Origin of the sequence: Pseudoxanthomonas spadix BD-a59 (assembly GCF_000233915.3) — a bacterium.
GTDB lineage: Bacteria > Pseudomonadota > Gammaproteobacteria > Xanthomonadales > Xanthomonadaceae > Pseudoxanthomonas_A > Pseudoxanthomonas_A spadix.
This window is the reverse complement of sequence record NC_016147.2, coordinates 1,619,682-1,643,230: the sequence shown is the minus strand read 5'-3', so window position 1 is coordinate 1,643,230 and position 23,549 is coordinate 1,619,682. Positions and strand designations below refer to the sequence as shown.

17 protein-coding genes are annotated in these 23,549 nt (G+C 67.5%); 4 read left to right on the top strand and 13 right to left on the bottom strand.

From position 1 onward, the window contains the following. The first annotated feature begins 1 nt into the window (after position 1). Positions 2 to 3,196, top strand: a complete 3,195-nt coding sequence (locus DSC_RS07290; RefSeq protein ID WP_014160510.1) for a multidrug efflux RND transporter permease subunit — start codon at positions 2 to 4, stop codon at positions 3,194 to 3,196. A 75-nt stretch (positions 3,197 to 3,271) separates the two neighbouring features. Here DSC_RS07290 and DSC_RS07285 read toward each other — a convergent pair whose 3' ends face one another. Further along, the gene (locus tag DSC_RS07285; protein WP_014160509.1) at positions 3,272 to 5,020 is read right to left on the bottom strand and encodes an endonuclease; all 1,749 of its coding nucleotides are present in this window, start codon (positions 5,018 to 5,020) and stop codon (positions 3,272 to 3,274) included. 286 nt (positions 5,021 to 5,306) lie between these two features. Beyond that, entirely contained in the window at positions 5,307 to 6,455 is a 1,149-nt protein-coding gene (locus tag DSC_RS07280) for an acyl-CoA dehydrogenase family protein (protein WP_014160508.1), read from the bottom strand. A gap of 121 nt (positions 6,456 to 6,576) precedes the next feature. On the opposite strand from DSC_RS07280, the gene DSC_RS07275 reads away from it, so the two are divergent. The 3 genes from DSC_RS07275 (at position 6,577) to metH (ending at position 11,651) form a co-directional block, all read left to right on the top strand. Continuing rightward, on the top strand, positions 6,577 to 7,506 hold the full coding sequence (locus DSC_RS07275; protein WP_014160507.1) for an ArsR/SmtB family transcription factor: 930 nt from the start codon (positions 6,577 to 6,579) through the stop codon (positions 7,504 to 7,506). Between the two features lie 10 nt (positions 7,507 to 7,516). Then, a complete protein-coding gene (locus tag DSC_RS07270) occupies positions 7,517 to 8,629 on the top strand; it encodes a homocysteine S-methyltransferase family protein (RefSeq protein ID WP_043290462.1) in 1,113 nt (370 codons plus the stop codon). A 199-nt stretch (positions 8,630 to 8,828) separates the two neighbouring features. After that, positions 8,829 to 11,651, top strand: a complete 2,823-nt coding sequence (gene metH / locus DSC_RS07260; protein WP_014160505.1) for a methionine synthase — start codon at positions 8,829 to 8,831, stop codon at positions 11,649 to 11,651. Between the two features lie 24 nt (positions 11,652 to 11,675). Here the strand turns inward: metH and DSC_RS07255 are convergent, their stop codons facing one another. The 11 genes from DSC_RS07255 to DSC_RS07205 all read right to left on the bottom strand — a co-directional run bounded on the left by DSC_RS07255 (position 11,676) and on the right by DSC_RS07205 (position 23,544). Beyond that, positions 11,676 to 11,870 carry a hypothetical protein gene (locus DSC_RS07255; protein ID WP_014160504.1) on the bottom strand — a complete coding sequence of 65 codons (195 nt, stop codon included), beginning with the start codon at positions 11,868 to 11,870 and terminating at the stop codon, positions 11,676 to 11,678. A 57-nt stretch (positions 11,871 to 11,927) separates the two neighbouring features. Continuing rightward, on the bottom strand, positions 11,928 to 13,175 hold the full coding sequence (locus DSC_RS07250) for an acetate/propionate family kinase (protein ID WP_014160503.1): 1,248 nt from the start codon (positions 13,173 to 13,175) through the stop codon (positions 11,928 to 11,930). Further along, on the bottom strand, positions 13,172 to 13,924 hold the full coding sequence (locus DSC_RS07245) for an SDR family NAD(P)-dependent oxidoreductase (RefSeq protein ID WP_014160502.1): 753 nt from the start codon (positions 13,922 to 13,924) through the stop codon (positions 13,172 to 13,174). Before DSC_RS07245 ends, DSC_RS07250 begins: the two co-directional genes overlap by 4 nt. Positions 13,925 to 14,003: 79 nt before the next feature. Further along, positions 14,004 to 15,434, bottom strand: a complete 1,431-nt coding sequence (locus tag DSC_RS07240; RefSeq protein WP_014160501.1) for a bifunctional enoyl-CoA hydratase/phosphate acetyltransferase — start codon at positions 15,432 to 15,434, stop codon at positions 14,004 to 14,006. After that, entirely contained in the window at positions 15,431 to 15,667 is a 237-nt protein-coding gene (locus DSC_RS07235) for a hypothetical protein (protein ID WP_148268104.1), read from the bottom strand. Before DSC_RS07235 ends, DSC_RS07240 begins: the two co-directional genes overlap by 4 nt. Positions 15,668 to 15,836: 169 nt before the next feature. Beyond that, positions 15,837 to 16,583 carry an acetoacetyl-CoA reductase gene (gene phbB / locus DSC_RS07230; RefSeq protein WP_014160499.1) on the bottom strand — a complete coding sequence of 249 codons (747 nt, stop codon included), beginning with the start codon at positions 16,581 to 16,583 and terminating at the stop codon, positions 15,837 to 15,839. Further along, on the bottom strand, positions 16,573 to 17,052 hold the full coding sequence (locus DSC_RS07225; RefSeq protein ID WP_014160498.1) for a phasin family protein: 480 nt from the start codon (positions 17,050 to 17,052) through the stop codon (positions 16,573 to 16,575). The genes phbB and DSC_RS07225 overlap by 11 nt, the downstream gene beginning before the upstream one ends. A 49-nt stretch (positions 17,053 to 17,101) precedes the next feature. Then, positions 17,102 to 18,229: an ABC transporter permease gene (locus DSC_RS07220; RefSeq protein WP_014160497.1), complete on the bottom strand. Its 1,128-nt coding sequence runs from the start codon at positions 18,227 to 18,229 to the stop codon at positions 17,102 to 17,104. A 2-nt stretch (positions 18,230 to 18,231) separates the two neighbouring features. Then, positions 18,232 to 20,979 carry a ribosome-associated ATPase/putative transporter RbbA gene (rbbA, locus tag DSC_RS07215; RefSeq protein WP_014160496.1) on the bottom strand — a complete coding sequence of 916 codons (2,748 nt, stop codon included), beginning with the start codon at positions 20,977 to 20,979 and terminating at the stop codon, positions 18,232 to 18,234. 4 nt (positions 20,980 to 20,983) lie between these two features. Then, a complete protein-coding gene (locus tag DSC_RS07210) occupies positions 20,984 to 22,066 on the bottom strand; it encodes an HlyD family secretion protein (protein ID WP_238527675.1) in 1,083 nt (360 codons plus the stop codon). Continuing rightward, a complete protein-coding gene (locus DSC_RS07205) occupies positions 22,063 to 23,544 on the bottom strand; it encodes an efflux transporter outer membrane subunit (protein WP_014160494.1) in 1,482 nt (493 codons plus the stop codon). The genes DSC_RS07210 and DSC_RS07205 overlap by 4 nt, the downstream gene beginning before the upstream one ends. Positions 23,545 to 23,549 lie beyond the last annotated feature (5 nt).

The following is a 23,549-nucleotide window of genomic DNA, read 5'->3' as shown; positions in this document are numbered from 1 at the left end:
CATGCCCAAGTTCTTCATCAACCACCCGGTCTTTTCCTGGGTTGTGGCGATCCTGATCTCGCTCGCCGGCGTGATCTCGATCCTCAACCTGGGCATCGAGTCCTATCCCAATGTCGCCCCGCCGCAGATCACGGTGAGTGCCACCTATCCCGGCGCCAGTGCCGACACGGCCGAGCGCTCGGTCACCCAGGTGATCGAGCAACAGCTGACCGGCATCGACAACCTGCTGTACTTCAGCTCCACGTCCAACTCGTCCGGCCGCAGCGAGATCACCCTGACCTTCGAGACCGGTACCGACCCGGACATCGCCCAGGTGCAGGTCCAGAACAAGGTCTCGCTGGCGCAGCCGCGCCTGCCGGCTGAAGTGGTCGACCAGGGCGTGGTGGTGGCCAAGGCCAATGCCGGCTTCCTGATGGTGGTCGGGGTGCGCTCGGACAATCCGTCGATCGACCGCAACCACCTCAACGACATCATCGCTTCGCGCGTGCTGGATCAGATCTCGCGCGTGCCGGGTGTGGGCAGTACCCGCCACTTCGGCTCCGAATACGCCATGAACCTCTGGCTGGACCCGGGCAAGCTGCAGGGCTACAACATGTCGGCCAGCCAGGCGCTGGCGGCGGTCCGGGAACAGAACGTGCAGTTCGCCGCCGGTTCGCTGGGCTCGGACCCGGCGCCGCAGGGACAGGCGTTCCAGGCCACCGTGGTGGCCGAGGGCCGCTTCACCCAGCCTGAGCAGTTCGAGGAGATCATCCTGCGTGCCGACCCCGACGGCGCCACCGTGCGCCTGAAGGACGTGGCCCGGGTGAGCTTCGGCGCGCAGAACTACGGCTTCGACACCAAGTACGACGGCAAGCCGATGGGCGCCTTCGCGATCCAGTTGCTGCCGGGCGCCAACGCGCTGTCGGTGGCCGATGCGGTGACCGCGAAGATGGATGACCTAGCCGCCAGCTTCCCGGCCGGGGTGTCCTGGTTCAAGCCCTACGAGACCACCACCTTCGTCACGATTTCGATCGAGGAAGTGGTCAGCACGCTGATCGAGGCCATCATCCTGGTGTTCCTGGTGATGCTGATCTTCCTGCAGAACTTCCGCGCGACGATCATCCCGACCCTGGTCATTCCGGTGGCGCTGCTGGGCACCTTCGCCGGCCTGTACGCGATCGGCTTCACCATCAACCAGCTGACCATGTTCGCGCTGGTGCTGGCGATCGGCATCGTGGTGGACGATGCGATCGTGGTGATCGAGAACGTCGAGCGCATCATGGCCGAGGAGAAACTCCCGCCGCGGGAGGCCACGATCAAGGCGATGGAACAGATCACCGGCGCGGTGATCGCCATCACCGTGGTGCTGGCGGCGGTGTTCGTTCCCTCTGCGCTGCAGGGCGGCGCCTCGGGCGAGATCTACAAGCAGTTCGCCCTGACCATCGCCATCTCCATGGGCTTCTCGGCGTTCCTGGCGCTGGGCTTCACCCCGTCTCTATGCGCGAGTTTCCTCAAGCAGCACGCCCACGACAGCCACGAGCAAAAGAAGAACATCGTCTTCCGCACGTTCGAGAAGTACTACGGCAAGCTGGAGAAGAGCTACGTGGGCATGGTCGGCCGCCAGGTCCGGCATGCCCCGCGCTGGATGATGGTGTTCGCCGTGCTGGTGGTCCTGACCGGCTTCCTGTTCACCCGCCTGCCGACCAGCTTCATCCCGGAGGAAGACCAGGGCTATGCCCTGGCGATCGTGCAGGCCCCGCCGGGCACGCCGATGCAGAAGACCAACGAGGTCTTCGACCAGATCCGCACGATCCTCAACAAGATCGATGGCTTCCAGGGCGTGCTGCAGATCACCGGTTTCAGCTTCCTGGGCCAGGGCGAGAATGTCGGCATGGCCTTCATCAAGCTCAAGCCGTGGGAAGAGCGGGAGGGCGACATCAACGCCTTCCTCGGCCAGGCCAACGGCGCGCTGCAGCAGGTCAAGGGCGCACGGATCTTCGTGCTCAACCTGCCCACCATCCAGGGCCTGGGCCAGTTCGGCGGCTTTGACATGTGGCTGCAGGACCGCACCGGTGCCGGCGCCGATGCCCTCATGGCCGCGCGCAACCAGCTGCTGGGGATCGCCTCGCAGGACAAGACCCTGATGCAGGTGCGCCCCAATACCCTGGAAAACTCTCCGCAGCTGCAGCTGAAGGTCGACCGGGTGCAGGCGCAGTCGATGGGCCTGTCGGTCAGCGACATCTACACCTCCATCCAGCTGATGCTGGCGCCGGTGTACGTCAATGACTTCTTCTACGGCGGCCGCATCAAGCGCGTGAACATGCGCGCCGACGCGCCGTTCCGCGCCGGCCCGGAAGCCCTGGAACAGTTCTACACGCCCAGCACCACCGAGACCGACGCCAACGGCAACCCCGCGATGATCCCGCTGAGCAACGTGGTCGCCACCAGCTGGGCTTCGCTGCCACCGGCGCTGTCCCGCTACAACGGCTATTCGGCGGTGAACATCAACGGCGCCCCTGTTCCCGGAAGTTCCTCGGGCCAGGCCATGAACACCATGGAAAATATCGTCAGCGACCAGCTGCCGGATGGCTTCGGCTACGACTGGGCCGGCATGAGCTACCAGGAAATCCTGGCCGGCAACAGCCAGCTGCTGCTGCTGGTGCTGTCCCTGGTGGTGGTGTTCCTGTGCCTGGCTGCGCTGTACGAGAGCTGGTCGATCCCGGTGTCGGTGCTGCTGGTGGTGCCACTGGGTGGACTGGGCGCGGTGGTGTTCGCCATGCTGCGCGGCCTGTCCAACGACATCTTCTTCCAGATCGGCCTGATCACGGTGATCGGCCTGGCGGCCAAGAACGCGATCCTGATCGTCGAGTTCGCGGTCATGGAACGCAGCCAGGGCAAGACCCTGCACGATGCGATCGTCAACGCCTCGCATCTGCGGTTGCGCCCGATCCTGATGACCTCCTTTGCCTTCATCATGGGTGTGGTGCCGATGGCCCTCTCCACCGGTGCCGGCGCCAACGCGCGCCACGCCATCTCCACCGGCGTGATCGGCGGCATGTTGTTCGCCACCCTCCTGGGCCTGCTGCTGATCCCGATCTTCTTCATCGTGGTCCGCCGGCTGCTGGGCGACAAGATGGACGAACCGTCGCGCGAATACCTGGAAAGCCACAAGGACCAGGACGGCCAAGGCACGCCACAGGCACAGGGCGGGCACTGAGTCAGCGGCCAACCGCAAAGAAAGCCCCGGCAATGCCGGGGCTTTTTCTTGTCGCTGTTACCGAGGTAAACCCGATCAGTTGGCCAGCTGGCAGGTCGTCGGTTTGGCCGAGGTGAACAAGGCCTGGGTGGCCCAGTCGGGATGATCGACGAAGGGATTGCGGTTGCCCTGGAAGCTGTAAATCACCTCGTTGCGGGCGCGTTCGGCCTGGTCAGGCGGATCGGCCGCGCTCCAGGCCAGCAGCGTGGACAGCAGGCCCATGTACGCCGGCGATGCGGAGGTGATCACGATCCTGCTGCGGTCGTCGGTCAACTCCAGGTCCGGCTCGCCCTGCCCGGTGTTGGGATCGTCATCGCCCTCGTAGCGGATGGCCATGTACATCACCGCGCGCGCCACGTCACCCTTGCGCGCGCTCCACACCTGGAACGAACCCTGGTTGCCGTCGGGTGACTGCACCCAGTTGGAATTGCCCGGATAGGTGCCGCTGCCGCCACCGCTGCCGTTGTTGGCCTCGGTCGTCCGTTCGCCGCAGCTGCTGGCGCAGTCGGCGTAGGGCTTGTTGCCACGATCGGCGTTGTAGGTCGTGTCGGTGAGGAACAGCATGTGGGTATCGGTGTAGGGTGCATAGGGCAGGCCCATGTCGCCGGTGGTGCTGCCAAAGCCCAGTGAATTGGGCCAGGTGTGCTCGCGGTTGTAGGTGCTGCCCGATCCGGTGCCGGCGCGGTCGCTGACCTTGGTGTAGCTGTGGTTCTTGTAGATGTCCAGGATCTTGCCGCTGTTGGACGGATCCTCGTCGGCGATCTCCAGGATCGACCACACGCTGGTGCCACTGCCGCTGTAGGGATAGACGGCGTGGCCCTTGATGGTCTCGTGCAGCGAGCAGCGCAGCTGGCTGGAGCTGCTGGTGTTGACCTTGCTGTAGTAGTCGCCGGTCCCGCCGCCGGCCGCGCCCACGCTGAATCCCACCACGGTATTGGCGGCCGGATGGGCGCCACCGGCATCGCTGACCTTTGCAGCGGCCACGGTGAAGCTGCAGCTTTCGCCGGCAACCAGTGCGGTATCGGTGGACGCGGCAAAGCCGGTGCCGCTGCTGGCGTAGCTCAGTGGCACGCTGCCACTGCTGGCGCAGGTCAGCGTCAAGGCACCGCTGGCCAGCGTCACCGGCTCGCTGAAGGTCACTTCCAGATCGCCCGCGGCCGGGAAGCCGGTGGCGCCATTGGTTGGCGTGGTCGACACCACGCTCGGCGCGGTGTTGCCACCGCCACCACTGCCACTGAAGGTCTGTCCGGCGTTGCACGCCCCGAAGGTCTGGGTCGCCGAAGCCTTCCAACTGAAGTCGCTGGCGGCCGCGCCGCTGCCGCCCAGCTGCAGCGAGGTGCCGACCGGCGTACTGCTGGTTTCGCTCACCGGCAGATTGGTGCTGGCGCGGCCGGCGGCCGGGCCGTTGCTCGCTGTGATCTGGCCTTCGTAGCTGATGAACTGGACCAGCTGGCCTGCGGCATTGGCCAGCGCCACGCCATCGGCACTGCCATTCTGCAGGCCATCGAGCGGGTAGGTGACCGAGGCGATGGTGGCGCTGCCGCCGCAGCTGACCGCGTTGCCGGCGCCCAGCGTGCGGGTGCCGTAGGTGCTGCTGCCGTTGTAGAGCACCAGCTGGTAGCCGGCCAGACTTTCGCCGGCCGTGGCGACCACTTCGATCGCCTCGCCGGCATCGGTGCCGGCATTGTCGTAATGCAGTTCGTTGATGAAGACCGCCGCCTGCGCCTGCGTACAGCAGGCAAGACCCAGGCCGAGGAACAGCGACAACCTTGTGCGTGAGGCCATGACAACTCCTTGTGCTTTCGGGGGATCGGCGATTCTGGATGTCACCACCGACACAAAACCCTCGAATGCAGCACGGAATGAGCGCGCCAATCACGCAGACGGCGCCGCGCGGCGCCGTCTGCACAGATGCGTGACATGGGTATTTCAGCGCAGGGCGGATTTTCCGGGTGCGATCGCCGGGCTGGATGTCCGAGTCGCCTTGCCAAGATCGCCCTCGTCCTGGCATCGCGTTGAACGCACCGGGCCAACCTCGCCGCCAGGCGAGCAGGCCGGTGCCTGGCGCTCGCTAACGCAGGCCGGTCTCGCCGCGCGCGATCACCAGGCGCTGGATTTCGCTGGTGCCCTCGTAGATCTCGGTGATCTTGGCGTCGCGGAAGTACCGCTCCAGCGGCATTTCCTTGGAATAGCCCATGCCGCCGTGGATCTGCACGGCCTGGTGGGTGATCCACATCGCCGCCTCGGAGGCGGTGAGCTTGGCGATGGACGCCTCGGTGCTGAACTTGCTGCCCTGCCCCTTCAGCCATGCCGCGCGCAGGGTCAGCATGAGCGAGGCATCCAGCTTGCACTTCATGTCGGCGATCTTGGCCTGGGTCATCTGGAAGCTGCCGATCGGCGCGCCGAAGGCCTTGCGCTCCTTGACGTACTCGATGGTCCTTTCGTAGGCGGCGCGGGCGATGCCGATGGCCTGGGAGGCAATGCCGATGCGCCCGGCGTCCAGTACACCCATGGCGATCTTGAAACCTTCGCCTTCGGCGCCGATCACCTCGGCCGGCTGGGCCACATAGTCGGCAAACTCGATTTCGCAGGTGGCCGAGGCGCGGATGCCCAGCTTGGGCTCGGTCTTGCCACGGTGAAAGCCGTCGCGATCGGTGTCGATGACAAAGGCGGTGACGCCCCTGGCGCCCCTGTCCGGCGCGGTCATCGCGAACAGCACGATGTACTTGGCCACAGGTCCGGAGGTGATCCAGCTCTTCTTGCCGTTGATGACGAAGCTGCCGTCGGCCTGCCTGACCGCGCGGCAGCGCATGGCCGTGGCATCGGACCCGGACTGTGGTTCGGTCAGGGCGAAGGCACCGATCTGGCTGCCATCGGCGATGGCGCGCACGTAGCGCTGCTTCTGCTCCTCGGTGGCGAACTTGAGCAGGCCGGTGCAGTACAACGAGTTGTTGACCGACATGATGGTCGAATGCGCGGCGTCGCCGGCGGCGACCTCGATCATCGCCAGCACGTAGCTGATCGGGTCCATGCCGGCGCCGCCGTATTGCTCGGGCACCTCGATGCCCATCAGGCCGTTCTGGCCCAGCAGCTGGATGTTTTCCAGCGGGAATTCGCCGGTCCTGTCGAAATGCTCGGCGCTGGGCGCGATCTTTTCCTGGGCGATCCGGCGGGCCACGTCCTGGATCATCAGCTGCTCTTCGGTGTATCCGAAATCCACGGTGTTTTCCTTGCAAAAGCTGCGGTGGGGTCGATTGTAGCCCCCGTGCGGTTGCGTACGGAATTGACCTTGACCCGCTTCGACGGCAAAATATCTCCCCATCGCGATATAGAGATGAATCATGGATCTGGAAGCCTGGTCGGCGCGGCTGAAGGTCTTTGCCGACGCCACCCGTGTCCGCCTGCTCGCCCTGCTGGCCGGCGAGGAGCTGACCGTGGCCGAGCTTTCGGCGATCACCCGCCTGGCCCAGCCGCGCGTCTCCACCCACCTGGCCAAGCTCAAGGATGCCGGGCTGGTGCGCGATCGCCGCGCGGGCGTGTCGGCCTATTACCGGTTCGACGAGGACAACCTGGACCCCGCCCAGCGCGACCTGTGGCACAGCCTGCGCGCGGGCAGCGACGATCCGCTGCTGCGCCAGGACGCCGAGCGCGTGGCCGAAGTGCTGGCCGCGCGCGCGGCGACCCAGAACTGGGCCGACACCGTGGCCGGCGACATGGAGCGCCACTACTCTCCGGGTCGCACCTGGGAAGCGCTGGCGCGGACCGCGCTGCCACTGCTGGAAACCGGCGAGGTGCTGGACATCGCCTCCGGCGACGGCGTGCTGGCCGAACTGCTGTCGCCGCATTCGGGCCGCTACGTGTGCGTGGACACCAGCGCGCGGGTGGTCGCCGCGGCCGGCGAGCGCCTGCGTCGCTTCCCCAATGTGGAAGTGCGCGAGGGCGACATGCATGCCCTGCCCTTCGCCGATGCCAGCTTCGACCTGGTCGTGCTGATGCACGCGCTGACCTATTCGACCGATCCGGCCCGCGCCGTGGCCGAGGCCGCGCGCGTGCTGCGCCCGGGCGGCAAGGCGCTGATCAGCTCGCTGGCCCGGCACGAACACCAGCCGGTGGTGCAGGCCTACGGTCACGTCAACCTGGGCTTCACCGACGCCGAGCTGGCCGCCTTCGCCGAACGCGCCGGCCTGCGCGCCACCAACCTGCACACCGTCACCCGCGAACGCCGTCCGCCGCACTTCGAAGTGTTGTCGCTGACTGGCGTCAAGCCGTAAGGACTTGCACATGACCCTGCCATCCCAGACCCTGCCCTGGCTCAACCCCGAACGCGCCCAGCTGCTGCTGGACGCGCTGGCCCGCCGCATCCTGATCATCGACGGGGCGATGGGCACCATGATCCAGCGCCATCGGCTGCAAGAGGCCGATTACCGCGGCGAGCGCTTCGCCGGCGGCTTCGACAGCACCCATGCGCCCGGCGATCACGTGCACGGCGCGGACTGCGACCACGGCCATGACCTGAAGGGCAACAACGACCTGCTGCTGCTGAGCAACCCGCAGGTGATCGCCGGCGTGCATACGGCCTACCTGGAAGCCGGCGCCGACCTGGTCGAGACCAATACCTTCAATGCCACCTCGGTCAGCCAGGCCGACTACCACCTGGAGCACCTGGTCTACGAGCTCAACAAGGAAGGCGCGCGCATCGCCCGTGCGTGCTGCGACGCGATCGAGCTGAAAACCCCGGGAAAACCGCGCTTCGTCATCGGCGTGCTGGGGCCGACCAGCCGCACTGCCTCGATCAGCCCGGACGTCAACGACCCGGGCTACCGCAATACCAGCTTCGACGCGTTGCGCATCACCTATCGCGAGGCGGTGGACGGCCTGATCGATGGCGGCGCCGACATCGTCATGGTCGAGACCATCTTCGACACGCTCAACGCCAAGGCCGCGCTGTTCGCGGTGGAAGAGGCGTTCGACGCACGCGGCGCGCGCCTGCCGGTGATGATTTCCGGCACCATCACCGACGCCTCCGGCCGCACCCTGTCCGGCCAGACCGCAGAGGCTTTCTACATCTCGCTGATGCACGCCAGGCCGCTGTCGATCGGGCTCAACTGCGCGCTGGGAGCCAAGGACCTGCGCCCGCACATCGAGACCCTGGCCCATGTCGCCGACTGCTACGTCAGCGCGCATCCCAATGCCGGCCTGCCCAATGCGTTCGGCGAGTATGACGAGAGCCCTGAGGAAATGGCCGAAACGCTGCACGAATTCGCCACTGCCGGCCTGCTCAACCTGGTCGGCGGCTGCTGCGGCACCTCGCCCGAGCACATCCGCGCGATTGCCGAAGCGGTGGCCGGGATCGCGCCGCGCCGCTTGCCGCAGGACCTGGCGCGCGCCGCATGACCCTGATCGTCCACGGCACGACCGACGCCAAGACGCTTTTGCTCCCTCTCCCCCATGACATGGGGGAGAGGGTTGGGGTGAGGGGGCGGGCTTGCGCCGCAGGCTGCCTTCCTCATCGCTTCGGCGAAAAGCGCCCCCTCACCCCGACCCTCTCGCCCGCGCAGGACGCGGGGGAGAGGGAGCAATCCATCCAAGCCTCATGAACGACACCCCCCGCTACACCCGCCTGTCCGGCCTGGAGCCGCTGGTCATCACCCCGCAGCTGCTGTTCGTCAACATCGGCGAGCGCACCAACGTCACCGGCAGCGCCCAGTTCCGCAAGCTGATCAAGGAAGAGCGCTACGAGGAAGCCGTCGAAGTCGCGCGCCAGCAGGTCGACAACGGCGCCCAGATCCTGGACGTCAACATGGACGAGGGCATGATCGATTCGGAGAAGGCGATGGTGCGCTTTCTCAACCTGATCATGTCCGAGCCGGATATCGCCCGCATCCCGGTGATGGTGGACAGTTCCAGGTGGAGCGTGATCGAGGCCGGCCTGCAATGCCTGCAGGGCAAGGGCGTGGTCAATTCGATCTCGCTCAAGGAAGGCGAAGCGGCCTTCATCGAACATGCGTTGAAGGTCCGCCGCTATGGCGCGGCCGCGGTGGTCATGGCCTTCGACGAAATCGGCCAGGCCGACACCTGCGCGCGCAAGGTCGAGATCTGCACGCGCGCCTACAGGATCCTGACCGAACAGGTCGGCTTTGCGCCCGAAGACATCATCTTCGACCCCAACATCTTTGCCGTGGCCACCGGCATCGAGCAACACGACAACTACGCGGTGGACTTCATCCAGGCCACGCGCATCATCAAGCAGACCCTGCCGCACTGCCACGTGTCCGGGGGGGTGTCGAACGTGTCGTTCTCCTTCCGCGGCAACGAGACCGTGCGCGCGGCGATCCACTCGGTGTTCCTGTACCACGCCATCGCCGCGGGCATGGACATGGGCATCGTCAACGCCGGCGCGCTGCCGATCTACGATGACCTGGACCCGGAACTGCGCGAGCGGGTGGAGGATGTGATCCTCAACCGGCGCAAGGACGGCACCGAGCGCCTGCTGGAAATCGCCGAACGCTACAAGGGCAAGAAGGGTGAGAAGAAGGTCGAAGACCTGGAGTGGCGCTCCCGCAGCGTGCGCGAGCGCCTGACCCATGCGCTGGTGCATGGCATCGACGCCTTCGTCGAGACCGACACCGAGCAGGCCCGCGCCGAGTCGACCCGTCCGCTGGATGTGATCGAAGGCCCGTTGATGGACGGGATGAACGTGGTCGGCGACCTGTTCGGCGCCGGCAAGATGTTTCTGCCCCAGGTGGTCAAGTCCGCGCGGGTGATGAAGAAGGCGGTGGCCTACCTGCTGCCCTTCATCGAGGCCGAAAAGCTGCGCACCGGCGATACGGCCACCTCCAACGGCAAGATCATCATGGCCACGGTCAAGGGCGACGTGCACGACATCGGCAAGAACATCGTCGGGGTGGTCCTGGCCTGCAACAACTTCGAGGTGGTCGACCTGGGGGTGATGGTCCCCACCCAGACCATCCTGGACCGGGCCAGGGCCGAGAACGCCGACATCATCGGCCTGTCCGGCCTGATCACCCCGTCGCTGGAAGAGATGACCCACGTGGCCCGCGAAATGCAGCGCCAGGGCTTCCAGATGCCGCTGATGATCGGCGGGGCCACCACCTCGCGCGCGCATACCGCGCTGAAGATCGACCCGCACTATGCGGCGCCCACGGTATGGGTGAAGGACGCCTCGCGCGCGGTCGGCGTGGCCCAGTCGCTGATCTCGCGCGACATGCGCGCCGCGTTCGTGGCCGCCAACGAGGCCGACTATGCGCAGATCCGCCAGCGCCATGCCAATCGCGGCGATGCCAAGCGGCTGGTGCCCTTGAGCAAGGCGCGCGCGCAGAAGTTCGACGGTGGCTGGGACCACTACACCCCACCGACGCCGGCCAGGCCGGGCATCACCGTGTTCGACGATTACCCGCTGACCGAATTGATCGAACTGATCGACTGGACTCCGTTCTTCCAGGCCTGGGAACTGGCCGGCAGGTATCCGGCGATCCTCACCGACGAGGTGGTCGGCACCCACGCCAGCGAACTGTTCGCCGATGCCCAGGCCATGCTCGGGCGGATCGTCGCGGAGAAGTGGCTGACCGCGAAGGCCGTGTTCGGGCTGTGGCCGGCCAATAGCGTGGGGGATGACGTGGAGGTTTGCCTTCTCCCTGTGGGAGAAGGTGCCCGAAGAGCCAGCCCCGGACTTGATCCGGGGGCGGATGCGGGTACGACGGAGCCAGCGGCAATCGAACCATTGCGGAACGGCCGAACCCTCACCCCAACCCCTCTCCCGGAGGGAGAGGGACTAAAAGCCACGCTGCATTTCCTGCGCCAGCAGGCCGACAAGCCGGCCGATCGACCGGACTTGTGCCTGGCCGATTTCATCGCGCCCAAGGACAGCGGCAGGCAGGACTGGATCGGGGCGTTTGCGGTCACCGCCGGGATCGGCATCGAGGCGCACGTGGCCGGTTTCGAAGCCGCGCACGACGACTACAACGCGATCCTACTCAAGGCCCTGGCCGATCGTCTGGCCGAGGCCCTGGCCGAACGCCTGCACCAGCGCGTGCGCACCGAGTTCTGGGGCTACGCTGGCGGCGAGACGCTCGACAACCAGGCCCTGATTGCCGAGCAGTACCGCGGCATCCGCCCCGCCCCCGGCTATCCGGCCTGCCCCGACCATAGCGAGAAGGCCATGCTGTTCCAGCTGCTGGACGCGCCGGGCAACGCCGGCATGTCACTGACCGAGAGCTTTGCGATGCTGCCCACCGCGGCGGTGTCCGGCTACTACTTCAGCCACCCCGGCGCGCAGTACTTCGTGGTCGGGCGCGTGTCCAAGGAACAGGCCGCCGACTACGCCAGGCGCAAGGGCGTCACCCTGGCGCAGGCCGAGCGCTGGCTGGCCTCCAACCTGGACTACGATCCGGAATGAGCCGGCCCTGTCCGGGCCGGCAGGTCACGGGTGCAACCTGGCCAGGATGATGACCAGCGCCACGATCCCCGCCATCAGCACGAAGATCACCCCTCCCCAGCCCACCCCGATACCGCCGCGCTTGCGGAAGATCACATTCAGAATGGCGACCGAGAGGGTCGGCACCAGCATCAACACCAGCATGATTTTCCAGATCGTGACATCCAGCCCAAGCAACATCGTGTTTCTCCGTGATCGTCGAAATTCTTTTGCAGTGCCGACGGTCGCGCCGCCGGCTCATGCCACCTGGCTCGATGCCAGGCATGCAAGGGTCTCACGTGCGGCCACCCATTCCTCGTTGGTCGGTTCCACGCAGATCCGCACGCGGCTCTCGCGCCGGGAGATGATCGGGGCATCATCCTGGTTGGCCTGGTCATCCAGTTGCGCGCCGAGGAAGGCCAGGCCCTTGCAGATGCGTTCGCGCACGAACGCGCTGTGCTCGCCCACCCCGGCGGTGAACACCAGCATGTCCAGGCCGCCCAGCACGGCGGCCAGTGACGCGGTCTCACGCACGATCCGGCGCACGTAAAGCTCCAGCGCCAGGCGCGCGCGTTCGCCCGCCTCGCCTTCGTCGGCCTCGTGCTGGACGATCACCCGCGGTTCGGAGGAAATGCCGGACACGCCAAGCAGGCCCGACTCGTGATAGAGCACATGGCCCACCTGTTCCAGGGTCAGCTTTCTGATTTCCATCAGGTAGATCACCGCGCCCGGGTCGAGCGCACCGGTGCGGGTGCCCATCATCAGGCCATCCAGGGCCGAGAACCCCATCGTGGTCGCCACGCTTTGCAGGCCCTGCATCGCGCACAGGCTGGCGCCGCTGCCCAGGTGCGCAACCACGGTGCGACCGCGCGCAGCCTCGCCGTGGCGCTCGGCCAGGGCGGTGGCCATGTAGGCATAGGACAGGCCGTGGAAACCGTACCGGCGCAGGCCCTGGCGCCAGGCCTCATAGGGCAGCGGCAGCAACTGCTCGACCTTGGCGATGGTGTGGTGGAAGCCGGTATCGAAGCAGGCCACCTGGGCGATGTCCGGGCGCTGCTCGAGCAGGATCTCGACTGCCTCCAGCGCGAACGGCTGGTGCAATGGCGCCAGCGGGATGTAGCCCTTCAGGTCGGCCAGCACCGCCGCATCCACCCGCACCGGCTGGAAATACTTGCTGCCGCCGTGCACCACCCGATGCGCGACCGCCACCACCTGGCGCCCGTCCAGGCGCTCGGCCACGCGCTCGCGGATCAGCCGCAGCGCATCCCGGTACGGGTGCGTGGCATCGAGGGTGACCGGGAACGCCGCCACGCCCGTCTGGCCAAAGTCCGCGTTGGGCCCGCCGATGCCCTGGACCTTGCCGTTCCACAGCGGCTGGCGCGGCAACGGATCGGCCATGCCGTCGAACAGCGCGAACTTGATGCTCGACGAGCCGCAGTTCAGCACCAGGATCAGCCCGCCGCTGCCAGACCCGGGCCCCGGCAGCGCGCTTGCTTCCACGGTCATCGGGCGGTGTAGCCGCCATCGACGGTCCACTGCGCGCCGGTGACGAACCCGGCAGCGTCGGACAGCAGGAAGGCCACCACGTGGGCGACCTCCTCGGCCGTTCCCAGCCGGCCGATGGGATGCAGCGCCTGGATCTGGCCCAGCGCGTCGGCGTCGAGCATGGACAGGATCGGCGTGTCGATGTAGCCGGGGTGGATGGAGTTGATGCGGATGCCCTGACTGGCATAGGCCAGCGCCGCTGCACGGGTCAATCCGGTCACGCCGTGCTTGGCCGCGACATAGGCCGTGCTGTCCGGTGTGCCCACCAGGCCCAGGATCGAGGACATGTTGACGATGGCGCCGCCGCCGGCGGCCAGGATCGCCGGAATCTGGTGATGCAGGCCGTGGAATACGCCGCTGAGGTTGATGTCGATGACCCGCTGCCAGGCAGCCGCGTCCAGCGTGCCTGCAGGGGCCAGGGTGCCGCCGATCCCGGCATTGTTGAATGCCAGGTGCAGGGCGCCGAAGTGGTCCACCGCACAGGCCACTGCCGACTGCGCGTGCTCGGGCCTGGCAACGTCGCCGGCATGCGCTACGGCCGTGCCGCCGGCGGCGACGATGGCCTCGGCGACCCGCCCGCTGGCGGCCGCATCGATGTCGGTGGCCACCACCTTGAGGCCATTGGCGGCCAGCAGCCGCGCGGTGGCTTGACCGATGCCCGACCCTGCGCCGCTGACCAGGGCAACATTTCCCTTGAACGAATACTTCATGGCTTGTGACTCCGGTTGTGGGAATTGAGGTGTGCGCCGGCAGCCGGCGCACTGCGCGGGATCTGCGCAAGGTCATCGTTCATGGCGGCGTGCTGCGATAGCGGTGCGCGAGCATCAGCGCGATGGCGCAGGAGGCGATCCGTGATTCGCGCGAATCGGCGCGGCTGGTCAGGATCACCGGCACCTTGGCCCCGAGCACGATTCCGGCACTGGCGGCATCGCCCATGTACATCAGCTGCTTGGCCAGCATGTTGCCGCTTTCCAGGTCGGGCACCACCAGGATGTCGGCCTGGCCGGCCACTTCGGAGACGATGCCCTTGATCCGCGCGGCAGCCAGCGACACCGCGTTGTCCAGGGCGAGCGGGCCGTCCAGACGGCCGCCGGTGATCTGGCCGCGATCGGCCATCTTGCACAGGGCCGCCGCGTCCAGGGTGGCCGGCATCGACGGGCTGACCGTCTCCACTGCCGCCAGGATCGCCACCTTGGGCTCGGCCACACCGATCACGTGCGCCAGTTCGATCGCATTGCGGATGATGTCGGCCTTCTGCTCCAGGTCCGGGGTGATGTTGATCGCCGCATCGGTGACGATGAACGGACGCGGGTAGAACGGGGTCTGCAGCACGAAGCAGTGGCTGAGCCGGCGCTTGGTGCGCAGGCCCGCGGCCGCAGACACCACCGCGGCCATCAGTTCGTCGGTATGCAGGCTGCCCTTCATCAGCGCCTCCACCTTGCCCTCGCGCGCCAGCGCAGCGCCGCGCTCGGCGGCGGCATGGCTGTGTGCAACGTCCTCGATCGCCACCCCGGCCAGGTCCAGTCCCGCTTCGGCGGCGACCGCCTCCAGCTTGGCCCGTGGCGCCACCAGGATCGGCACGATCAATCCGGCCGTGTGCGCCTCCAGGGCCGCCGACAGGCTCGGGGTGTCGCAGGGGTGGACCACCGCGACCCGGATCGGCTCCAGCGCCGCGACATGGACGAGCAGGCGCTGCAGCCCGCTGCCGCCGCTGCCGGCCACGTCCAGGCCGATCTCCGGAAGCGCGCCGCGGGCATGGACGATCCGCCGGTCCGGGGCCACGACCTGCGCCTGGCCTTCGATGATGGTGTGGCCGTGCTGGTTGGTGCAGCGGCACTCCAGGGTCACCTCGCCGGTGGCCGGATCCTTGGCCACCACCGTCACCCGGACCGAAAGCCGGTCGCCGATCGCCACCGGCGCCAGAAAGCGCAGGACCTGGCTGCGGTAGACCGTGCCAAAGCCCGGCAGGCGGGTGCCCAGGGTCGCCGCGATCAACGCCCCGGCCCACATGCCGTGCGCGATCAGGCTCGGGTCGTGGGCTGGCGCCGCCGACCCGGGCACCGGATCCAGCGCACCGGCGTCAGTCTGCCCGGCGAGCAGCGCGAACAGACGCAGATCCTCGCCGGTGAGGGTGCGCTCGATGCCGGCGCTCTCGCCAATGGCCAGTTCGTCGAAGGTGTGGTTGACGATCGTATCCAGCGGACGCTCCTGCGCGGTCATCGTGGCACCGCTGGGAAACGAAGCTGCCCGCACCGGTTCGGCGTTGAGGCGGCCATGTCACCGGCGTGCCCACCCGCGCCGTCGGTCGCGATCGTCCCGGTCATCAGGTCCAGCTCGTCCAGCGGCCAGCCGGCCGTCTGCAGCATCGGCCCGGTGACCGGCACCGGGCCGATGCCCATGATCGCCGGGACGATCTCGGTGCCGGTGGCGGCAGGGATTGCGACGTGGCTCATGCTGGGAATCTCTCGTTTGCAGATGTGGCCGGTGCGGTCCGCAAGCCCAAGGGTCCGCAAAACCGCGCAGGCCCGCATGGGGCAGGTTCATGGATGAACGTGTCCGGACCTTGACCCCGCAAGCGGACGGCGCGGGCGCCGTCCTTGTGCTGTGGGTTCAAGGCTCGGTTCAGCGCATGTGCTGGCCGCCGTTCATCGACACGTTGCTGCCGGTCATGAACGCACCGTCCTCGCTGGCGATGAAGGCAATCAGCGCGGCGATTTCCCGCGGCTTGCCAAGCCGGCCGACCGGAATGTGGGCGACGATCTGCGACTCCAGCACATCCTTGGGCACCGCCGTCACCATGGGCGTGTCCAGATAGCCAGGCGACACCGTGTTCACGGTGACGCCCTTGCGGGCCACTTCCTGGGCCAGCGCCTTGGTGAAGCCGTGGATGCCGGCCTTGGCCGCCGAATAGTTGGTCTGCCCGAATTGACCCTTGTCGCCGTTGATCGAGGAGATGTTGATGATCCGGCCCCAGCCGCGTCCGAGCATGCCCTCGATGAACGGCTTGGTGACGTTGAACATCGAGTCCAGGTTGACCCGCAACACCTGGTCCCAGTCGTCCTTGGTCAGCTTGCGAAAGGTGGCATCGCGGGTGATGCCGGCGTTGTTGACCAGGATGTCCACCGCCCGACCGTCGGCCTGGATGCGCTCGGCCATGCGCTGGCACGCGTCGAAGTCGGCCACGTCCACCTCATAGGAGCTGAAGGTGTAACCGTCGGCCGCCTGCGCCGCCAGCCAGGTGGCGGCGGCCTCATCGCTGCGCGAGTGGGTGACCAGCACCGTGTGCCCGGCGTCATGGAGCACCCGGGCGATCGCTTCGCCCAGGCCCCCCATGCCGCCGGTCACCAGCGCAGTGCGCTCACTCGGCACTGGACGCCCCCTTCGCACCCCTGTTCTGGCCGGCTCCGGTGGCGCCCGGCCAGAACTGGTTCCACTGCTGCAGCATCCCGTTGACCGTGCTGGTGAAGGTGTTGACGTCGGCCACCCCACCCAACGCCTGGGCGGTTTCCTTCTGCCAGGCCTGAAGTGCCTCCTGCAGGCCGGCGGCAAAGGCGGTCTGCGCGCTGACCGCGATCTGGGTGACCGCCTGGCTGTCGCCGAAGCGCTGCTGCAGCTGGCGCCAGAATGTCTCGCCCGGCAGCGCCGCCAGTGCCTGCCAGTCCTGGGTCTTGAGCACCTGCTCAAGCTCGGCACTGGACTCTGCGATGCTCTCGCCAAGGGCGCGGCTGCCCAGTTCCAGCCATTTCCTCTGGTTTTCCTGCAGCAGCCGGCCCAGGCGCAGCTGAAGTTCGAGATTGGCCTTGTGCAGATTCAACGGAAGATCGGTATTGATGCTCATCTGTGTGTCCTCATCAAGGTGTCGAAAATCGCATCCATGCGGGGAGGCATCAGGCCATCTGGCCGATGGTCTTGCGGAAGCGCTGCAGGGAAAGGAAGAACAGCACGCTTCCAATCACCAGCAGCGCCAGGAACGGCTTCCAGACCACGTCCAGGCCCGCGCCGCGGTAGAGGATGGCCTGGCCGATCTCGACGAAATGGGTGTTGGGCGCCAGCTGCATCAGATCGCGCACCACCCGCGGCATGCTCTCGCGCGGGGTCGTGCCGCCGGACAGCATCTGCAGCGGCATCATGATCAGGATCAGCAATAGACCGAACTGCGGCATGCTGCGCGCCAGGGTGGCCATGAAGATGCCCATCGAAGTGGTGGCGAACAGGTGCAGGGTGGCGCCGACCAGAAACAACGCCACCGAGCCTTCCACCGGCACGTGCAGCATGCCACGGACGATGAAGGTCAGCGAGAAGGCCGCCGCCGCCAGCACCACCGCGCCCATCGACCAGACCTTGGCCAGCATGATCTCCGTGCGCGTCACCGGCATGACCAGCAGGTGTTCGATGGTACCGTGCTCGCGCTCGCGGATCAGCGCCGCGCCGGTCAGCACGATCGACAGCATGGTGACGTTGTTGATGATCTGCATCAGCCCGCCAAACCAGGACTTTTCCAGCGACGGATTGAAGCGCGCGCGCAGGGCCAGCTCCACTGGCGGGGTCGTGGGGCCGCGGTAACGCTGCACGAACTCGTTCACCTCGCCCTGCACGATCTGCTGCACGTAGCCGCTGCCGGTGAAGGCCTGGCTCATGCGGGTGGCGTCGATGTTGAGCTGGATCTCCGGCGCGCGTCCGGCCAGCACGTCGCGCTGGAAATCCGGCGGGATATCCACCACGAAGGTGTACAGGCCCTGGTCCATGCCGGCGTCCATCTGGTCTAGCGAGATCAGCGACGGGGCCACGAACTGCGGCGGGTAGAACGCGGTGATGATCCGCGCCGACAGCGGCGAGCCGTCCTCATCGACGATCGCGATCGGCGCGTTGTGCAGGGTCTCGGGCATCGCCGTGGCGGCGGTGTAGACCGAGATGGTGAACGTGTACACGATCAGCAGCAGCATGATCGGGTCGCGCCACAGGCTCCACAGCTCCTTGATGCCCAGCCGGTAGATGTTGGCGACATGGCGCAGCACCTTCAGCGTTCCTGCTTCTTCAGCAGCGCGACCGCCAGGCCCAGGATCACCGGCACCGACAGCAGCAGCGGCACGAATGCCGAGTGCAGGTCGCCCAGTCCCAGGCCCTTGCTGAACACGCCACGGCTGATGGTGAACATGTAGGTGGCCGGATAGATGTTGCCGATGACCCGGCCGAACCCTTCCATCGCCGAGACCGGATCGATCAGCCCGGAAAACTGCGCGGCCGGGATCAGCGTGCCGATCATGGCAAAGAACATCGCCGCGATCTGGCTGCGGGTGACCGCCGAGGCCAGCAGGCCCATGCCGGTGGCGCTGAAGCTGAAGATCAGCGCCGCCAGCAGCAGGGTCGGGTAGCTGCCGGTCACCGGCACCCCGAACACGGTCACGGCCAGCAGGCTCATCAGCAGGAAGTTGACCATCGCCAGCGCCACGTAGGGCAGCTGCTTGCCGAGCAGGAACTCGCTGCGGGTCACCGGGGTGACGTACAGATTGATGATCGAGCCCATTTCCTTCTCGCGCACCACCGCCAGCGCGGTCAGCATCGCCGGCAGCATCAGCAGCAGCAGCGGCACCACCGCCGGCACCATCGCCGGCAGGCTCCTGACGTCGGGGTTGTAGCGAAAGCGCGGCTGCACCGTGGCGCGGCTGGCCACCGCGATGCCGCGCTGGCGGGCCTGGTCGGTCAGCCACTGCTGGTGGATGCCCTGGACATAACCCTGCACGGTTTCGGCGCGGGTCGGCATGGCGCCGTCGATCCACGCGCCGATCTCGGCATGGTCCCCGCGGATCACGTCGCGGCCGAAGCCCGAGGGGATTTCCAGCGCCAGCGACAGTTCACCGCTGCGCATGCGCCGGTCAAGGTCGGCGTAATCGGTGATCGGCGGGCGCTCGATGAAATAGCGCGAGCCGGCCAGGTTCAGCATGTAGGCCTGGCTCTGGGTGGTCTGGTCGCGGTCAAGCACGCCGTAGCGCAGGTTTTCCACATCCATGCTGATGCCGAACCCCATCACGAACATCAGGATCAGCGAGCCGCCCAGGGCCAGGGTCGCGCGGACCGGATCGCGGCGCAGCTCCAGTGCCTCGCGCCACATGTAGCTGAGCATGCGCTGCAGGCTGAAGCCCCTGTGGCGGCGTCTGGCTGCAGTGTCGGCCTCGGCCGCCATGGTCGGGGTCATCTCGTGCCCGTCCGCGTTTTCTGCACCACCGCCGGCTTCCACCAGATAGCCGATGAAGGCCTCCTCCAGGGTCCTGGCCCCGCGCTTGCGCACCAGCGCGGCCGGGGCATCGCTATCCAGCACCTTGCCGGCATGCATCATCGACATGCGGTCGCAGCGCTCGGCCTCGTTCATGAAGTGGGTGGAGATGAAAATGGTCACCTGGTCGCGCCGCGACAGCTGAATCAGCAGCCGCCAGAAACTGTCGCGCGCGATCGGGTCCACCCCGGAAGTGGGCTCATCCAGGATCAGCATTTCCGGCTTGTGGACCATCGCCACCGCCAGCGACAGGCGCTGGCGCATGCCCAGCGGCAGGCTCTCGGGCAGGCTGTCCAGCACCTCGCGCAGGCCGAAGCGGTCGACCATTTCATCGACCCGACCCGGCACCTGTTCCTCCGGCACGTGGAACAGGCGCGCGTGCAGCACCAGGTTCTGGCGCACGCTCAACTCGTTGTACAGCGAGAATGACTGCGACATGTAGCCCACGCGCCGGCGGGTGTCGATGTCGCGTGGATCGACCGGGTTGCCGAACAGCCAGGCCTGTCCTTCGCTGGCCGGCAGCAGCCCGGTCAGCATCTTCATCGTGGTCGACTTGCCGCAGCCGTTGGAGCCTAAGAAGCCGAAGATCTCGCCGCGGCGGATGCGCAGGCTGACATGGTCCACGGCGGTGAAGTCGCCGAAGCGCATGGTCAGGTCCCTGGCCTCGATGGCGATGTCGTCCTTGCCGTCGGCCGGCAGCGGCGGGATCTCCACCGGCTGGTAGCCGCGCTTCTTCTCCTCCGGCAGCAGCCGGATGAAGGCCGCCTCCAGCGACTCCGAACCGGTCTGCGACAGCAGTTCCTGCGGGGTGCCGGTAGCCAGCACCTTGCCCTCGTCCATCGCCACCAGCCAGCCGAAGCGCTGCGCCTCGTCCATGTAGGCGGTGGCCACGATCACGCTCATCGACGGCCGCTGCCGGCGCAGGCGTTCGATCAGGTCCCAGAACTGCGAGCGCGCCAGCGGATCCACGCCCGTGGTGGGTTCATCCAGGATCAGCAGGTCCGGGTCGTGGATCAGTGCGCAGCACAGGCCGAGCTTCTGCTTCATGCCGCCGGAGAGCTTGCCGACCGGGCGCGACAGGAACGGATACAGGCCGGTGCTGCGGGTCAGCTCGTCGATGCGGCGGCGGCGCTCGCCGGCGTCATGGCCGAACAGGCGCCCGAAGAACTGCAGGTTCTCCTCCACCGACAGGGTCGGGTACAGGTTCCGGCCCAGGCCCTGCGGCATGTAGGCGATGCGCGGGCACACCTGGTCGCGGTGCCGCTTGCTGGACATGTCGCCGCCGAGCGCCTGGACCGTGCCGTCCTGGACCGCACGCGCGCCGGCCAGCAGCGACAGCAGGCTGGATTTGCCCACGCCATCAGGACCGATCAGACCGACCATGATCCCGGCCGGGATCTCCAGGTCCACCCCGTCCAGCGCCACGGTCTTGCCGTAGTGCAGGCCGACCGCGCGCAGGGTCGCGACCGGCGCCGGCTGGGAGGCGGTCGCCATCAACCTACTCCGGGACCTTGAGCGCCAGCTCGGCGGGCCAGGGCTGGTCGGTGTCCAGCCGGACCCAGGCTACGCCCGGCAGCCCGGTCTTGACCTGCCTGAGGTGCTCGCGCAGCAGCTCCGGCGAGATCTGCGCCTTGACCCGGAACATCAGCTTCTGCCGCTCGCTGGCGGTCTCCACGGTCTTGGGCGTGAACTGCGCGGTGCTGGCCACGAACGACACCTTGGCCGGAATCACGTAGTCCGGGGCCACGTCGAGCACGATCCGCGCCTCGCTGCCCAGGGCGACCCTGCCGGCCAGCGTCTCGGGCAGGAAGAAGGTCATGTACACATCGGACAGGTCGACCAGGTTCAGCACCTTGCCGCCGGCGGGCAGCACCTCGCCAGGCTGGGCGACGCGGAACTGCACGCGGCCCTCGCGCGGCGACTTCAGCGCGCTGTCGTCGATGTCGGCCTGGATCCTGGCCACCGTCGCCAGCGCTGCGGTGACGGCGGATCGGGCGCCGACCAGCTGCGCTTGCGCCGCCGCGACCGCGGCCTGCGCCGACGCGGTCTGGGCCCGGGCCGCAGCGACAGCGGCTTCGGCGCTGCGTACTCTGGCGCGGTCATCGTCCAGTTCCTGCGCGGACGCAGCGCCTTCCAGGGTCAGCGTCTCCGAGCGCTTCAGTCGGCGCTGGGCCGCGTCCAGCTCGCTCAGGCGCTGGCGAACCTGCGCCTGCGCCGCCAGCACTTCGCTCTGGCGCAGGGTGACCTGCGCCTCGGCAGCGGTCACCGCGTGGATCGCCTGCTGATGGCCGGCAACGGCCTGGTCGTACTGCGCCTTGAGCACGTCGATCTGCATCGACGCCAACGGCTGGCCGGCTTTGACGAAGTCGCCCTCGTCGACCAGGATGTCCTCGATGCGACCGGCCAGCTTGGTGGCCACGTCGACCTCGATGGCTTCGATGCGGCCATTGCCGCTGGCGAAACCGTCGCCAGGCCCGGTCGGGCGCAGCATCCACCAGGCCAGCCCGCCCAGGGCCGCGATGGCCAGCACGACCGCCACGATGATCAGGTTCTTCTTGAGCAAGGGAGTGATTGCCTTCACGGTTGTGGTGCCCTGGAAGTCGGAGCGATCGCGGAAACGGGGCTGCCGGGGTCGGCCGCGCCGCCGCCGAGTGCGGCGTACAGCGACACCTGGCTGGACAGCAGCGCGCGTCGCACCTGGACCAGCTGCTGCTGGGCCGACAGCAGGTCGCGCTGGGCATCAAGCACTTCCAGATAAGTGGCCGCGCCGCTGTCGTAGCGCAGCTTGGCCAGGCGCGCCCGATCGCTCTGCGCATCCAGCGTGTCGCGCTGGAAACGCACCTGCTCGGCCAGCCACTGGCGCGCGGACAGGGCATCGGCAACATCGCGGAACGCCGCCTGCACGGTCCTTTCGTAGTCGGCCACCGCCGCATCGCGGCGCACCTGGGCCAGGTCCAGGTTGGCGCTGCGGCGGCCGCCGTCGAAGATCGGCAGCGACAGGACCGGCAGGAAACGCCAGGCCCGGCTGCCGGAGTCGAACAGGCCATCCAGTTCGCTGCTGGCCGAGCCCCAGCTGCCGGTCAGGGCGATGCTGGGGAAGAACGCGGCGCGCGCCGCGCCGATATTGGCGTTGCTGCCGCGCAGCCGATGCTCGGCGGCGATGATGTCCGGGCGGCTGGCCAGCAACTGCGAGGGCAGGCCCACCTGCAATTCGGCAAACATCGCCCCATCGTCGAAGCCGGTCACGCGCGGTGCCAGGTCCAGCGGCACACCGACCAGGCTGACCAACGCATGGGCCTGGAACGCGCGCGACTGCCGCAGCTGGGCGCCGAGGGCCTGGGCCTGGGTCAGCAGGGTCCGGACCTGGGCCAGTTCCAGCCTGGAAATCGCCCCGACCTCGTAGCGGCGGCTGAAGATGCGAAACGATTCCTGGCGGGTGGCGATGGTCTGCTCGGCCAGGGCCACCCGTTCATCCAGTTCACGCAGCGACAGGTAGCCATTGGCGACCGCGGCGATCAGCGATACCCGGACCCCGCGCCGGGCGGCGCTGGTGGCCAGGAACTCCTGCAGCGCCGCCTGCTTGAGCGAGCGTATCCGCCCCCACAGGTCCAGCTCCCAGTTGCTCAGGCCGACATAGGCCTCGTAGTCGCTGCCGACCTGAGGGCGGCCGCTGACGTTGAGGTCACCCGGCACCCGCGAGCGGGCACCCTCCACGCCCACGCCCAGGCTCGGAAACTGGTCGGCGCGCTGGATCCGGTAGGCGGCGCGTGCCTGCTCGACCTGCAGCACGGCCAGGCGCAGGTCGCGGTTGTTGGCCAGGGCGGTGCCGATCAGCCGCTGCAATTGCGGATCGGCGAAATAGTCCGGCCAGCCCAGTGCCGGTGCCGGCACCGGGCCTTCAGCGGTGGGCGTGGCGTCGGCGGGCCAGGCGTCGGCCACCGGCAGCGGCGGCGTTGAATCCGGTGGGGCCATCGAGGCGCAGCCGGCAAGCGCCACGGCCAGCGCGCAGCTCGCCAAACGGCCAAGGGTCACGAAGAAGGAAGGACGGGAACAGAACATGGAGC

Excerpts from the sequence above, each read along its gene's own strand:
- DSC_RS07245 (WP_014160502.1), bottom strand. The coding sequence starts at position 13,924 with ATGAAGTATTCGTTCAAGGGAAATGTTGCCCTGGTCAGCGGCGCAGGG.
- DSC_RS07275 (WP_014160507.1), top strand. The coding sequence starts at position 6,577 with ATGGATCTGGAAGCCTGGTCGGCGCGGCTGAAGGTCTTTGCCGACGCC.
- DSC_RS07270 (WP_043290462.1), top strand. The coding sequence starts at position 7,517 with ATGACCCTGCCATCCCAGACCCTGCCCTGGCTCAACCCCGAACGCGCC.
- DSC_RS07235 (WP_148268104.1), bottom strand. The coding sequence starts at position 15,667 with ATGAGCCACGTCGCAATCCCTGCCGCCACCGGCACCGAGATCGTCCCG.
- DSC_RS07290 (WP_014160510.1), top strand. The coding sequence starts at position 2 with ATGCCCAAGTTCTTCATCAACCACCCGGTCTTTTCCTGGGTTGTGGCG.
- DSC_RS07205 (WP_014160494.1), bottom strand. The coding sequence starts at position 23,544 with ATGTTCTGTTCCCGTCCTTCCTTCTTCGTGACCCTTGGCCGTTTGGCG.
- metH (WP_014160505.1), top strand. The coding sequence starts at position 8,829 with ATGAACGACACCCCCCGCTACACCCGCCTGTCCGGCCTGGAGCCGCTG.
- DSC_RS07250 (WP_014160503.1), bottom strand. The coding sequence starts at position 13,175 with ATGACCGTGGAAGCAAGCGCGCTGCCGGGGCCCGGGTCTGGCAGCGGC.
- DSC_RS07240 (WP_014160501.1), bottom strand. The coding sequence starts at position 15,434 with ATGACCGCGCAGGAGCGTCCGCTGGATACGATCGTCAACCACACCTTC.
- DSC_RS07285 (WP_014160509.1), bottom strand. The coding sequence starts at position 5,020 with ATGGCCTCACGCACAAGGTTGTCGCTGTTCCTCGGCCTGGGTCTTGCC.
- rbbA (WP_014160496.1), bottom strand. The coding sequence starts at position 20,979 with ATGGCGACCGCCTCCCAGCCGGCGCCGGTCGCGACCCTGCGCGCGGTC.
- DSC_RS07255 (WP_014160504.1), bottom strand. The coding sequence starts at position 11,870 with ATGTTGCTTGGGCTGGATGTCACGATCTGGAAAATCATGCTGGTGTTG.
- DSC_RS07225 (WP_014160498.1), bottom strand. The coding sequence starts at position 17,052 with ATGAGCATCAATACCGATCTTCCGTTGAATCTGCACAAGGCCAATCTC.